Source organism: Phyllobacterium zundukense (assembly GCF_025452195.1).
In the GTDB taxonomy this organism is placed as follows: domain Bacteria; phylum Pseudomonadota; class Alphaproteobacteria; order Rhizobiales; family Rhizobiaceae; genus Phyllobacterium; species Phyllobacterium zundukense_A.
In genome coordinates this window covers 19,327-34,346 of sequence record NZ_CP104971.1, presented here as the reverse complement: position 1 = coordinate 34,346, position 15,020 = coordinate 19,327, and the positions used below count along the sequence as shown (strand labels likewise).

Below are 15,020 nucleotides of genomic sequence, written 5' to 3'. Positions count from 1 at the left end.
TTGCTCCTCATGCGGATCTCCGCTTCAGGGCCGCGACGACCGTGAACGTCCCTCCCCTTTCTGCTCCTATTGGAGTGCCGCGCTCCGCGGCGAAGAACTGCTCGATGCCGAAGCCGAGCGCGGAATTCAACCCTGGGCGTCGCCGATCGACATCGCACGACTCCTCTTGATGCGGCGCAATCCAAAGACCATCAGGCCCGAGAAGCGAAACAGTAGCCAAAGAATTCTCGGCGTTGTCCTGCCTGAATTGGAAACCGTCATCGCGAACAGCCAGCTGTCGCTTCCTTCGCCCGGCGTTGCTCGCGGGTACCGATCGGGTCCGTCTGGAGAAAGCGCCCGAGGCTTCCCGATCCAGATTTTCACGGAGTACGGTTTTGGCAGGGTGGCTGGGTCGGCGGAGGCCGTAGACGAAAACCACGCGATGAGTGGCAGCGCGACCAAAACGTTCTTCAACATGCGTGATTCCCCAATTGATCCCCGCTGGATTTTTTATCTCCCGCCATGTCGAAATTAGGGCTTAGGTTATCGGTCCGACGTTGCGACCGGATTTAACAATTGCAACCAGAAAATAGGTTAAACAAGCCAGGCTACCCTCTTGTGCCCAATGGGCCATCAAACCGGATTAAAACCTGTCGCTCCTGGTTTGGATCAGAAACCCAGCCGAGTTGCGAGAACAGTTCTCCAAGCATACTGACATGCTCCCATTTTTCACTTTGCTCGAAAGGAGGGCCATCATCTCCGTAGCATTGGATAGACAGGCACGTTTCGCCTTTGCCACGCATCATGGCGATAAACTCCCCAACGGAACCATTGGTGCCGATGTGGTGCGCTACAGTTCCACCAGGTCTGACCCATTTATTTTGTATGAGCAGATTATAAGCCGTCCACATCATGTGGTCGTTTTGTAGAGCTGCGATGAACTCCAGACTCCTGCTCAAGTCTGCCTTGAGTTCTGGGCTGCCTTCGAGAGGGTCGATCTCCCCTGCTGTATCGCCCCTAAATATCTCGATGCTGCCAATTGTGCGCCTTCGGATGCATTATCCGGCTTTGGTTTTTCCGGGAAAAACAGTGGTGTCGCCGCTGCTGGTGACACCGACTCGATCCCGAGATCTTGCGCTCGGCTGTCCTCCACATTGTCTATCGCGAAAAAAATATGCGGAGACGCTTGCCGTATCCGTCACTATAAAACCGTTCGACGCCCAGATATTTCTGCTTGGCTCGAACTGGATTAATCTACTTATCAAAGAATACAATATAATTCGTGATACAGAGTTTCCAAAGCTTTACCGTTGATCAAAAAACGGTCCTCGACCTCCATTCGCATTATTCAGATGTCGCATATTGGAGCTCCTTCTTGGGCCCGCGGTGGAGTAGATTGAACTTAAGGAAGAACTCTTAATCTCGGGCAGATCAGATAAACAAAAAAAGAACTAGATATCGAGCCGTCTAGACCTTGACAGTTTTGTAATCGATCGTAATTATCGCGCTTAATGATGTGAGGAGTATGATCAACCTGTCGTTGGCGCATGTCCGAACATCAAAGTTTAAGTGAAATTTCCAACAATTATAGTAGTTGCTGATCACTTGCCCTTATTTTGGAGCAAGATGCTTGTTGTGTCTGACGAACTGTTAAAAAGGTGCAGATCTCGATTTGAAAAGAGTCGAGCCATGGAACGAGCCTACAATCTCGAAATTAACTAGATAATTACAGGGAGAACGCCGTGGCTGGTACTGACGACGAGTTCACAACAGGTTGGATAAATTGGTATGTTTCACCGGATGGCAAAAATGTTGGAACTGGTACTGTCAAGTATCAAGGTCAATATTATGACATATCAATATACGGTGTGGGATCGCCGGCAATATCGATTGCGTCATATCTAAAGTTCAAAGGCTCCCCGGAACAAATGTCCGGAGTGAGCTTGAACTTTACCGCCGCATTGGGTCTCGGTGTTGGCATTGCGTTCGGAGCAAATGGTGGTCCGGCAACAGGTTCGGCCGAAATCGGACTTGGTATCGCCGTATCCGTCACGAATACCGTCGTTGTACCCATCGATCCTCCTGAAACTGAACCAACGCCACCTCCATATACGCCCAGTCCGACCGCGAACCCGACGCCTGAACCAACGCCTCAGTACACGCCCAGCCCGACCGCAAACCCGACGCCTGAGCCAACACCTCAGTACACGCCCAGCCCCACCGCAAACCCGACGCCTGAGCCAACACCTCAGTACACGCCCAGCCCGACCGCAAACCCGACGCCTGAGCCAACACCTCAGTACACGCCCAGCCCCACCGCAAACCCGACGCCTGAGCCAACACCTCAGTACACGCCCAGCCCGACCGCAAACCCGACGCCTGAACCAACACCACCACCGACGGGACCTGAACCAACGCCACCACCGACCGGACCTGAACCAACACCGCCACCAACCGGACCTGAACCAACACCGCCACCAACCGGACCTGAACCAACACCGCCACCAACCGGACCTGAACCAACACCGCCACCAACCGGACCGTGGCCACCACAGCCACCTACGCCGCCTAAAGACCCGCTTGTACTGGATCTCGACGGCGACGGTGTTGAACTTATCTCGCTGGCAAATTCAAACGCCCATTTTGACTACGAAAACGATGGATTTCGTGAGAAAACTGGCTGGTTGAATCCGGATGACGCCTTCGTCATTCACGATGACAACGGCAATGGTGCTGTTGATGGCATTTCGGAGCTGTTTGGAAGTGTTGATGAAGACGGCTTCACAGCTTTGCGTGCCTTTGATTCCAATGGGGACGGCAAGGTCGATTCAAACGACGCTGATTTCGATAAGTTAAAGCTTTGGCGTGACCTTAATGGGGACGGCGAATTCAATGACGGAGAAATGTTTTCCCTTGCTGAGTATGGCATCACATCCATCAACGTTACCGCAAATCCGGGCAACCATACGGAGGGTGGGAATTCCGTTGCATTCGAGGGAACCTTTACTCGGTCTGATGGAAGCTTGGGCCGCGCCGAAGCAGTTCTGTTCGGAACCAATCGAACAATTTCACGATGGGAGATGCCAACAGGCTTCGAAGTCTCGGATGCAGCCAAAAATCTACCAAGTCTAAAAGGCTACGGCCTTTTGCCAGATTTGATATATGCAATGTCGTTGGATGATGATCTTCGGTCTTTAGTGCAAGCGTATGTCATCGATATTAGTTCTCTTCCGCTTGAAGAAATACGCTCCCGCTTCGAAGCACTTTTGTTTGCATGGTCTGGAGTGACCAATGTCATTGCTACTGACCGTGGGCCCAACGTTGATGGTCGCGAAGTAGCGTTTCTTGAAACATTCTTTGGTTCTTCGCTCGCGGATCGAGCAGGATCAGAGATCGGTACTCGTTTCGGTGCGAGTATAACTGAAACTTTCGATAGCATTGTTAATGTTTTGCTAACTCGGTTTCTCACTCAAGCATCCACATCTGCGTTGCATTTGGGAGTCGATCCACACGCGGTCATGGCCACCCCGTTCGCACCTTTGATTATGCTTTCGTACGATGGAGATAATGATCACTATTTAGCTAGCGTCGGGAGAGTCGTCGAATGGGTGATTACTCTTTCACCGTCAGACCCGTATGCGAAGTTGGACTATTTTGCCAAAGCTGTCGTCGGATTGATGGGGCTCGAATACGAATACTTCAATTCAGATCGGGCCGCGTTCAGATCGTTTGTGATGAACGAGATTTTGGCACTGAATGGAAATGACCATTTTATTGCTGAATTTGTTGGTGCAAATATCGACGGTAAAATTACCCATGCCGGAACTAATGGCGCGAATACGATTGTCGGTACATCTAACGGTGAAATATTTATTGGCAACCAAGGCGAAGACATATTGGCAGGCGGCGCCGGTGATGACGTCTATGTCTACACGCGCGGCGACGGCACCGACACCATCACCGAACAAACCTCGAATGGAACTGCCGACCAGTTGATCCTCAACGGCATCAACCCGGCCAATGTCAGCCTGGTGCGCAATGGCAACGATGTCACAATTGTGATTGCCGAAAGTGACCCGGGCGCCGGTGATGCCGGATCGATCCTGCTCAAGGCAAATCTCGACGAGTATTACGACACCGGGGTCGACAAGATTGTCTTTGCCGATGGCACGATCTGGACCCGCGCCGACCTGAGGGTGATGCTGCTGACCCAGGCTTCGACCGACGGCAACGACACCATCTTCGGATTCACCAACGCCGACACCATCACCGGCGGCAAAGGCGATGACGTCCTCAATGGAGGTTCGGGGAACGACACCTATGTCTACACGCGCGGCGACGGCAACGACACCATCACCGAACAACAACCCCCCAGTGGCGCCGACCAGTTGGTCCTCAACGGCATCAATCCGGCCAATGTCAGCCTGATGCGCAACGGCAGCGATGTCACAATTGTGATTGCCGAAAGTGCCCCAGGCGCCGGTGATGCCGGATCGATCCTGCTCAAGGCAAATCTTGACGATTATTACGACACTGGTGTGGAGAAGGTAATCTTTGCCGATGGCACGATCTGGACCCGGTCTGATCTTAAGGTGATGCTGCTGGCTTCGACCGAAGGCAACGACACCATCACCGGATTCAACACCGCCGACACCCTCACCGGCGGCAAAGGCGATGATGTCCTCAATGGAGGTTCGGGGAACGACACCTATGTCTACACACGTGGCGATGGCAACGACACCATCATCGAGCCCTGGAACAATGGCACTGCCGACCAGTTGATCCTCAACGGCATCAACCCGGCCAATGTCAATCTAGTGCGCAATGGCAATGACGTGAGACTCATCATCGCCGAGAGTGTGCCAGGAGCCGGCGATGCCGGGTCAATCCTGCTGAAGGAAACGCTTAATGACGACACCGGTGTCGACAAGGTGGTCTTTGCCGATGGCACCGTCTGGACCCGGTCCGACCTCAGGGTAATGCTGCTGGCCCAGGCTTCGACCGATGGCAACGATACCATCACCGGATTCAACACCGCCGACACCCTCACCGGCGGCAAAGGCGATGATGTCCTCAATGGAGGTTCGGGGAACGACACCTATGTCTACACACGTGGCGATGGCAACGACACCATCATCGAGCCCTGGAACAATGGCACTGCCGACCAGTTGATCCTCAACGGCATCAACCCGGCCAATGTCAGCCTGGTGCGCAATGGCAATGACGTGAGACTCATCATCGCCGAGAGTGTGCCAGGAGCCGGCGATGCCGGGTCAATCCTGCTGAAGGAAACGCTTAATGACGACACCGGTGTCGACAAGGTGGTCTTTGCCGATGGCACCATCTGGACCCGCGCCGATCTGAGAATCATGCTTATCTCACTCGCCGGCACACCTGGAAACGATTCCATCACCGGAACACCGAGCGCCGACATCATCAGCGGTGCTAAAGGCGATGACGTCCTCAATGGAGGTTCGGGGAACGACACCTATGTCTACGCACGTGGCGATGGCAACGACACCATCATCGAGCCTTGGAACAATGGCACTGCCGACCAGCTGATCCTCAACGGCATCAACCCGGCCAATGTCAGCCTGGTGCGCAATGGCAATGACGTGAAACTCATCATTGCCGAAAGTGCCCCGGGTGCCGGCGACGCCGGATCGATCCTGCTGAAGGAAACGCTTATTGACGATTTCGGTATCGGTGTCGACAAGGTGGTCTTTGCCGACGGCACCGTCTGGACCCGCGCCGATCTGAGGGTGATGCTGCTGGCCCAGGCTTCGACCGACGGCAACGACACCATCAACGGCTTCAACACCGCCGACACCATCAGCAGCGGCAAAGGCGATGATGTCCTCGATGGAGGTTCGGGGAACGACACCTATGTCTACACGCGCGGCGACGGCAACGACACCATCATCGAATCCTTCAACAATGGTACCGCCGACCAGTTGATCCTCAACGGCATCAACCCGGCCAATGTCAGCCTGATGCGCAATGGCAATGACGTGAAACTCATCATTGCCGAGAGTTCGCCAGAAACTGGCGACGCCGGGTCAATCCTGCTCAGGGAAACGCTTGATGATTATGTCGGAACCGGGATCGACAAGATCGTCTTTGCCGATGGCACGATCTGGACCCGCGCCGACCTGAGGGTGATGCTGCTGGCCCAGGCTTCGACCGGTGGTAACGACACCATCAACGGCTTCAACATTGCCGACACCCTCACCGGTGGCAAAGGCGATGACGTCCTCAATGGAAGTTCGGGGAACGACACCTATGTCTACACGCGCGGCGACGGCACCGATACCATCACCGAACAAACCTCGAATGGAACTGCCGACCAGTTGATCCTCAACGGCATCAACCCGGCCAATGTCAGTCTGGTGCGCAATGGCAACGATGTCACAATTGTGATTGCCGAAAGTGCCCCAGGCGCCGGTGATGCCGGATCGATCCTGCTCAAGGCAAATCTCGACGAGTATTACGACACCGGGGTCGACAAGATTGTCTTTGCCGATGGCACGATCTGGACCCGCGCCGACCTGAGGGTGATGCTGCTGACCCAGGCTTCGACCGACGGCAACGACACCATCTTCGGATTCACCAACGCCGACACCATCACCGGCGGCAAAGGCGATGACGTCCTCAATGGAGGTTCGGGGAACGACACCTATGTCTACACGCGCGGCGACGGCAACGACACCATCACCGAACAACAACCCCCCAGTGGCGCCGACCAGTTGGTCCTCAACGGCATCAATCCGGCCAATGTCAGCCTGATGCGCAACGGCAGCGATGTCACAATTGTGATTGCCGAAAGTGCCCCAGGCGCCGGTGATGCCGGATCGATCCTGCTCAAGGCAAATCTTGACGATTATTACGACACTGGTGTGGAGAAGGTAATCTTTGCCGATGGCACGATCTGGACCCGGTCTGATCTTAAGGTGATGCTGCTGGCTTCGACCGAAGGCAACGACACCATCACCGGATTCAACACCGCCGACACCCTCACCGGCGGCAAAGGCGATGATGTCCTCAATGGAGGTTCGGGGAACGACACCTATGTCTACACACGTGGCGATGGCAACGACACCATCATCGAGCCCTGGAACAATGGCACTGCCGACCAGTTGATCCTCAACGGCATCAACCCGGCCAATGTCAATCTAGTGCGCAATGGCAATGACGTGAGACTCATCATCGCCGAGAGTGTGCCAGGAGCCGGCGATGCCGGGTCAATCCTGCTGAAGGAAACGCTTAATGACGACACCGGTGTCGACAAGATGGTCTTTGCCGATGGCACCGTCTGGACCCGGTCCGATCTTAAGGTGCGAGTTTTGTCTGATGCAGCTACTAGCGCTGACGATACAATCGTTGGCTTCAGCACGCCTGATCTAATTCGTGGTGGAGCAGGTGATGACGTCTTAACCGGCAAGGCAGGCAGTGACATCTATATTTATGATCGCGGGGATGGAAAAGAAGTCATCGATGACCAAGGTTCGTCATCGGACCTGAACAGACTGCTGCTGCACGGGATCAATCCGTCCGAAGTTACCATGGTCAGGAATGGTGACAATGTCATACTTCTCATTGGGGAGAGCGGTGACGACGGCCGGCTTACCATTCGGAATCAGTTCATATCAGGTGGAAGGATTTCGACGATCGAATTCGATGATGGGACCGTGTGGACCCACCAGATGGTTCTCGCCAATGCCATCGCCAACGTCGGCAGTGTTGTCACTCACTACGGTACGTTTGGCGACGAAACCATTGTTGGTACGAATGTCGATGATGTCATAGACTCCGGTCTTGGCAGCGATATCATGAAAGGTGGTAGCGGCTCCGATATCTACCGCTATGGCGTCGGATACAACAACGACACAATCATTGAGAATTCAGGCAGCGCTGACACCGACATCGTGCAACTGCTCGGATTAAATGTCGCGGATTTAGCTTTCGGACGAAGCGGCGATCATCTATCGATCCGCATCAATTCTACGGGTGACACGCTCAAAATACAGGATCATTTCGCTTCGACCAGCTATGGTATCGAGGAGATTAAGTTTGCCGACGGAACAACCTGGGATCGAAACCAAATCCAGTCGGCCGCTTGGCTTCGGGGAACCGCCGGCAACGATACAATTGCTGGAACAAGTGGTGCCGATACGCTTCTCGGCGATGCTGGAGATGATAAGCTCACCGGCGGCGCCGGAAACGATGCATTCGTTTTCAAGCCGAACTTTGGTCACGATACTATCACCGATTTCAAGGTGGGTGCGGCAACCGATGATACCATCGAGTTCACGCACGATGTGTTTGCCGATTTTGCCGCGGTGCTAGCCGCGGCAAGTCAGGCGGAATCGGATGTTCTCATCGCTCATGATGCAGATAACAATATCACACTGAAAAATGTTGTTCTGTCTGGTCTTCACGCTGACGACTTCAGATTTATTGGGTAAGGTAAGGACTGATGTGACGGTGTCGGTTTCTACATCGCGGCGACCCTTGGTCGCCGCTGCAATGGGTACACCTTCCGCAATGCTTCGCGAATAATCTGCGACCCACTCAGGATTGGGTTACCGAGAATACCGCATCTCGCAAAGCGTAGACGAACCGCAACAAGGCAGGTTCACTGCACATTTTCGGGATCGATCGGCCATCATAAACTAATGAGCAAGTTGTGCTTCGGGCTGTCGCTGGAGAGGTCACTTGTCGGAAGAGCAATGAAGGCGACAAGAAATCCATGCGAGCCATGGTTTCAAGAATAGAGTATCCACAGCATCGCAAATTTCAAATCCAATTGAGACAGAACCATGCTAGAGAGCCGAATATTCGTTAGTATTGCGAGTTACTGCGATCCCATGTTGGAGTTTACCGTACGTGACGCAATTGCTCGAGCACGGAATCCGAAGCGCATCTCATTTGGCGTCGTTGATCAAACACGCCAATCGAACGAGCAAAATCTGACAGATCACAGCACTAATATAGCATATCTCCAAATTGATCCGCGGCATTCGCGCGGTGCTTGTTGGGCCAGAGCATTAGCAATGACGCTATTCGATAATGAAGATTATTTCTTGCAAATCGATTCTCACACATGCTTCGACAGAAACTGGGATATCACCCTCGTCGATGCTCTTGAGACGATTTCTGATCTGAGTGGCAATCGCGACGTAGTTCTGTCTACACGGCCCTTTGGTTTTGAAATCGGCGCAAACAATACTGTTATAAAGAAACGGTTTACGCCGACGACATTGCGGCTCGTACCTGATAGCTCGATGATCAATCTAAACGATCCTGTACTGCATTTTTCAACTGTTGATACACAGACAATGAACGATATCGTGGGCTTTCAAGTAGCTGCCGCATTTCTGTTCGCACGAGGAAATTTCATAGAGGCAGTCCCCTATGACCCATTCATGTATTTCCATGGGGAGGAACAAAATTTGTCGATTCGTGCATTTACCAATGGCTGGGACATTTGGCATCCCAATCGAGTGCCTCTATACCATTACTATAAAAGTCGGAAGCCCAACGAGGCACCGCTCCACTGGGACAAAGACTTCGATAGCAAGCGTGTGGTTAAATGGACACATCTTCAAGATCGCGCCAAGAAGCGTCTTACTTCGCTCCTAACCAACGGCATCGATGGTTCCTATGGCCTAGGGAAAAAGCGAACCATAGGGCAGTATTTGGAATTGGGACAACTTCGGTTGAACGTTGAGGCAGCAATCAAAAGTGAAGTTGATCATTGATAAGATGATATGAATTGTATCATTGCATGGTAGATTACTTTATATTACTCGAGATATTGTCTTTCACGCATAGCAACGAAGGCCTAGCGGTGACATTACCACGCGATCGCTCAATGTTGTTATCAAAAGCGTCGCTCAGTCCCAAATAGGCGCACTCATGTATTGCTTTCATAATTGGGATTCTTACAGCGGCTTCCGGCAGGGTCTCATAATCGAAGGGCTCAGACTTAATTGGAAAGCCGTTAATATAATCGAGACCTGCATGTAGACACCGATCGATCGCACCCGAATCGGATTTATTAATCCTTTTCGTATCCATCACTATAAAACCGTTCGACGCCCACATATTTCTGCTTTGAAATTTTTGGGCAATACAACCATTGGCATTCGATCGCAAATTACGAATTATTTCTTTGTAACGTTTTTGCTCGCTCAGCTTACTCAGATAGGAAGAACGCTGTTCACTATTCATAGCAAGGAATGTGCCATTAAGGATTATTGTAATTTGCGGGAAGCGAATTGGATTTTCAAAATCATACATCTCTGAATATATTTTGTTATATCGACTTAGCGACTCTCCGATGAGACTTGGGTTTTCGGACGCTTCATACAAACGTGTGTTGGACGGAAATACATACAATTTTTGCTCCACAGGCAGTGTGTTCAAGTAGGCCTGGGCCGTCAAAAGGAGGTTTGTATTTGCCGAAGTTCCACCGAACTTGGGCGAGGGATGCGCACCGGAATCTGCCATTGCCAGCGAAACTGTAACTGCGCACAAAGCGGCACCCAAGATATAGGTCGAGTTCTTCATCAAGATAGCCTTGTCACTGTTGGGTATCTAATTTTCACGCGTCTTTGTCAGATTGCCAAAGGCCACACCCAGTAAGTCTTGGGGTTTGTAATTGTTCGTTCGCTTTTTGCTAAAAAAAGGCCGCGAACACCCCGAATAACCGCCCAAGCAAATAGAAGGCAATAGAGATTCGACAAAAAACTGAACCACATCTTCAAATTTGCTGGTTGGCCCAGTCCTACCGAATTCTGAATGAAAATTGTAATCGCGAAAAGAAGAATTGCGACAACCCCCGACACCACGGCCGCCGCGCTTCGATATTGAAGTTCGTAGTGAGACCTTGCCCAATCCGACGAGCTTGCTTTTCGTCCTCTTGAAACAACAAGCCCAATGAGGATCAAGGGGAATACAAACATTCCGACGAGAATGAGATAATAATTCGAAGCAACGCCGCTCTTATGATAGGTTTCGGCCGCCCGGATTGCGTTTCCTTGCTGTTTCAATTCGCTTCTCCCTCATGGCTCCAACGCGATTTATCTACTTATCAAAGAATACAATATAATTCGTGATACAGAGTTTCCAAAGCTTTACCGTTGATCAAAAAGCGGTCCTCGACCTCCATTCGCATTATTCAGATGTCGCATATTGGAGCTCCTTCTTGGGCCCGCGGTGGAGTAGATTGAACTTAAGGAAGAACTCTTAATCTCGGGCAGATCAGATAAACAAAAAAAGAACTAGATATCGAGCCGTCTAGACCTTGACAGTTTTGTAATCGATCGTAATTATCGCGCTTAATGATGTGAGGAGTATGATCAACCTGTCGTTGGCGCATGTCCGAACATCAAAGTTTAAGTGAAATTTCCAACAATTATAGTAGTTGCTGATCACTTGCCCTTATTTTGGAGCAAGATGCTTGTTGTGTCTGACGAACTGTTAAAAAGGTGCAGACCTCGATTTGAAAAGAGTCGAGCCATGGAACGAGCCTACAATCTCGAAATTAACTAGATAATTACAGGGAGAACGCCGTGGCTGGTACTGACGACGAGTTCACAACAGGTTGGATAAATTGGTATGTTTCACCGGATGGCAAAAATGTTGGAACTTGTACTGTCAAGTATCAAGGTCAATATTATGACATATCAATAGCCTCGGCAAGTCAGGCGGGATCGGATGCTCTCGTCGCCCATGACGCAGATAACAATATCACACTGAAAAATGTTGTTCTGTCGGGTCTTCACGCTGACGACTTCAGATTTATTGGGTAAGGACTGATGTGACGGTGTCGGTGTCTACATCGCGGCGACCCTTGGTCGCCGCTGCAATGGGTAAAACAAAAGCAGCATTTGTTGGGGTTGCCCTGTTGAGCGGCACTACCAATATCCTGATGCTGACTGGACCGCTGTTCATGATGCAGGTCTACGACCGTGTGTTGGCCAGTCGCAGCGTGCCCACACTCGTTGCCCTTTCAATACTAGCGATCGGGCTCTACGCGTTTATTGGCCTCCTGGAAATTATCCGGTCACGCATCCTTGCCCGGATCGGACAACAAATCGAGGAAGAACTTGGAGGCCAGACATTCGACGCTGTTCTCACGCTGCCACTCCGCACTAGCAAGAAGGAGGTCGTCGCACAGCCGTTGCGCGATCTTGACCAACTGCGTCAGTTCATGAGCGGTCCAGGACCGATTGCTATCTGCGACATGCCCTGGCTTCCTATCTATCTTGCCGTCCTCTTCCTGTTTCATCCATATCTGGGATGGCTTACCGTTGCGGGGGCGGTCACTCTGATCGTTTTGACTATCGTCAGTGATGTCACATTACGCGGTCCGCTGAGCAGGATCACCCAACTGGGTTCATTGCGTGCAGAGTTTGTTGAAGCGGGGCGTCGTAATGCGGAAGCGCTCCACGCGATGGGAATGCGCGGAGCCTTTGCGGCGCGTTGGCGTGAAACAAACGATATCTATCTTGCCGAGCAGCGACAAACGAGCGACAAGACTGGGGGATTTACGGCGGCTTCAAAAGTATTCCGCCTGGCTTTGCAATCGGCTATACTCGCACTAGCGGCTTGGCTATCAATCTATCAGCTCGTCTCTCCGGGCGCGATGATCGCATCGTCCATTTTAACTTCCAAAGCTCTCTCACCAATTGAACAAGCAATAAGCCAATGGCGGAGTTTCCTGGGCGCACGGCAGAGCCGACGACGTCTCCACGAATTGCTTGAAAAAGTCGCCTTCGACAAGCAACCGATGTCGCTGCCTGCACCAAAACAATCACTGGATGTGGCCGGGCTTACTGTAGTGGCCCCTGGTTCAATCAGCGCCATCATTCGCGATGTTTCATTCGCGCTACAATCGCGGCACGGGTTGGGCATAATTGGCCCGAGTGGTTCGGGAAAATCCACCCTCGCTAGGGCACTTGTCGGGGTCTGGCAGCCGGTGCGGGGCACAATTCGCCTGGATGGCGCAGAAATAGAGCAATGGAATCCGGAAGTCCTTGGTCCTGCAATAGGATATCTGCCACAAGGCGTTGAGCTGTTCGATGGAACAATTGCCGAGAATATCAGCCGTTTTTGTGGGCCAGCCAAATCGTCGGATATCATAGAAGCGGCAACGCAGGCTGGCGTCCACGACATGGTGCTGTCGCTTCAAGACGGTTATAATACCCGTATCGGCGTTGGGGGCGCTGTCTTATCAGCAGGACAGAGGCAGCGGATCGGTCTTGCTCGCGCTCTGTTCGGCAAGCCATTTCTCATCGTTCTCGATGAACCAAACGCCAGCCTGGATGCTGAAGGAGAGGCAGCGCTCACCAATGCCATCGTGAACGCACGTCAGTCAGGCTCCATTGTGATCGTCATCGCACATCGTCCGAATGCTTTGGCAGCCGTCGATCATGTTCTGGTCTTGGCAGAGGGTCGCGTTGCCGCCTTTGGACCCCGCGACGAAGTCTTGCGCAAGACAACTGTGCGGGCTGTTCCGGAGAGCGCATGAGCAACGACAAAAAAAACCCGGCAGCGGCTTCGATTCGAGTGCACATGATCGTCGGTTTGTGCACATCAGCTATCCTTGTTTTTGGAGCAGGAGGCTGGGCAGCAATAGCTCAGCTGTCGGGTGCTGTAATGGGAACGGGCACCGTGATGGTCGACGGCAACGTCAAGAAGGTGCAGCACCGCGAAGGCGGTATCGTCGGTGAAATCCTCGTGCGCGACGGCGCTAGGGTCAAAGCCGGCGATCTTCTGGTTCGTCTTGACGACACCCTGACACGCGCGAATCTGGCGATGGTTACCAAGCAGATTGATCAATTCACAGCTAGGCGGTTGCGTCTTGTTGCCGAGCGCGAGGAGTCATTACAGCTCTCAGTCTCCGAAAATACCAGCGGGGGACTCAATCAATCGGAATTCGAGGAATATCTCCGTGCAGAGATGGCCTTGTTCACTGCTCGCAAGCGAACGATTGATGGGCAAAAGGAGCAACTCCGTCAGCGGATCAGCCAAATCGGCCAAGAGAATGAAGGGCTCGTTGCCCGCCGTGAGGGAAAGAATGATGAAGTCGCCCTCATTGAACGCGAACTGGAAGGCGTATCCAGCCTCTATCAAAAGGGACTGATCCCCTATCCTCGGATGGCCGAACTGCAACGCATGAAGGCGCAGCTCGCCGGCGAGCGAGGGCAATTTGTCGCTGAGATAGCACGGGCAGCCAATCGGATCACCGAGACGGAACTGCAGATACTGCAGCTCGACCAGGACCGCCGGGCCGAAGTCTTGACCGAACTTCGTGATACGGACAGCAAGCTTGCCGAATTATCCGAACAGCGCATTGCCGCGTCCGATCAACTCAAACGCATTGACATTCGCGCACCCCAAGACGGACTTGTGCACGAACTCGCGCTTCACACCATCGGCGGCGTGGTAGCACCGGGAGAAACCGTTCTGCAGATTGTTCCAGACCGGGATTCCCTGATTGTCGAGGCACGATTGAAGCCCGCTGATATCGACCAGGTCCATGTCGGCCAGCGTGCAGAGCTACGCTTTTCCGCATTCAATCAGCGCACAACTCCGGAAATTGCCGGCTATGTTAAAACGGTTGCCGCAGACTTGCTCCATAATGCCCAAACGGGTGAAAGTTGGTATTTCGCCCGGATTGAAATTCCACAAGACGAACTGGACCGGTTGGAGAATCTTGTGCTCGTGCCAGGCATGCCAGTGGAAACGTTCATTCAAACCGGCGACCGTACAGCGCTATCATTTCTGGCCAAACCTTTGTTTGACCAGTTAGCGCGAGCCCTGCGCGAGGAATGAACGTTGTACTCATCCATGTCCGATTGGAGTAAGCCTCTCTCCGTGCATAAAACAGTGGTACATAGGCTTCCACCGCCACATCGACCAGCCCTGCACATGGAGGCTCGACGAACCTGCGCAACCGTATCCATTGTCTTCAACTCCCGCTCCATCCGCTGCCAAGTCGAATGGTCGGATCTATCCAGGCGGCTCAAAAT

At 52.5% G+C, this 15,020-nt stretch carries 9 protein-coding genes; 5 read left to right on the top strand and 4 right to left on the bottom strand.

Annotated features, from left to right (window positions below):
* Nucleotides 1-126: 126 nt before the first annotated feature.
* On the bottom strand, nt 127-456 hold the full coding sequence (locus tag N8E88_RS04630) for a hypothetical protein (RefSeq protein ID WP_262291353.1): 330 nt from the start codon (nt 454-456) through the stop codon (nt 127-129).
* Nucleotides 457-587: 131 nt separating this feature from the next.
* The gene (locus tag N8E88_RS04625; protein WP_262291352.1) at nt 588-938 is read right to left on the bottom strand and encodes a hypothetical protein; all 351 of its coding nucleotides are present in this window, start codon (nt 936-938) and stop codon (nt 588-590) included.
* A gap of 984 nt (nt 939-1,922) precedes the next feature.
* Between N8E88_RS04625 and N8E88_RS04620 the strand changes: the two genes are divergently transcribed.
* Both N8E88_RS04620 and N8E88_RS04615 read left to right on the top strand, forming a co-directional pair.
* Nucleotides 1,923-8,444 carry a calcium-binding protein gene (locus N8E88_RS04620; protein ID WP_262291351.1) on the top strand — a complete coding sequence of 2,174 codons (6,522 nt, stop codon included), beginning with the start codon at nt 1,923-1,925 and terminating at the stop codon, nt 8,442-8,444.
* A 354-nt stretch (nt 8,445-8,798) separates the two neighbouring features.
* Complete coding sequence (locus N8E88_RS04615; protein WP_262291350.1) at nt 8,799-9,740, top strand: GlcNAc-transferase family protein; 942 nt, start codon at nt 8,799-8,801, stop codon at nt 9,738-9,740.
* A 34-nt stretch (nt 9,741-9,774) separates the two neighbouring features.
* On the opposite strand, the gene N8E88_RS04610 is transcribed toward N8E88_RS04615, so the two are convergent.
* Together N8E88_RS04610 and N8E88_RS04605 are read right to left on the bottom strand one after the other, a co-directional pair.
* Nucleotides 9,775-10,551: a hypothetical protein gene (locus N8E88_RS04610; protein WP_262291349.1), complete on the bottom strand. Its 777-nt coding sequence runs from the start codon at nt 10,549-10,551 to the stop codon at nt 9,775-9,777.
* 47 nt (nt 10,552-10,598) lie between these two features.
* Nucleotides 10,599-11,033 (bottom strand): hypothetical protein, encoded by a 435-nt coding sequence (locus tag N8E88_RS04605; protein WP_262291348.1) that lies wholly within the window; start codon nt 11,031-11,033, stop codon nt 10,599-10,601.
* 522 nt (nt 11,034-11,555) lie between these two features.
* On the opposite strand from N8E88_RS04605, the gene N8E88_RS04600 reads away from it, so the two are divergent.
* Genes N8E88_RS04600 through N8E88_RS04590 form a run of 3 tightly spaced genes read left to right on the top strand, consistent with a single transcriptional unit; the run spans nt 11,556 to nt 14,823 of the window.
* Nucleotides 11,556-11,795: a hypothetical protein gene (locus tag N8E88_RS04600; RefSeq protein ID WP_262291347.1), complete on the top strand. Its 240-nt coding sequence runs from the start codon at nt 11,556-11,558 to the stop codon at nt 11,793-11,795.
* 56 nt (nt 11,796-11,851) lie between these two features.
* A complete protein-coding gene (locus N8E88_RS04595; RefSeq protein WP_262291346.1) occupies nt 11,852-13,516 on the top strand; it encodes a type I secretion system permease/ATPase in 1,665 nt (554 codons plus the stop codon).
* A complete protein-coding gene (locus N8E88_RS04590) occupies nt 13,513-14,823 on the top strand; it encodes an HlyD family type I secretion periplasmic adaptor subunit (protein WP_262291345.1) in 1,311 nt (436 codons plus the stop codon). Before N8E88_RS04595 ends, N8E88_RS04590 begins: the two co-directional genes overlap by 4 nt.
* Nucleotides 14,824-15,020: the final 197 nt, after the last annotated feature.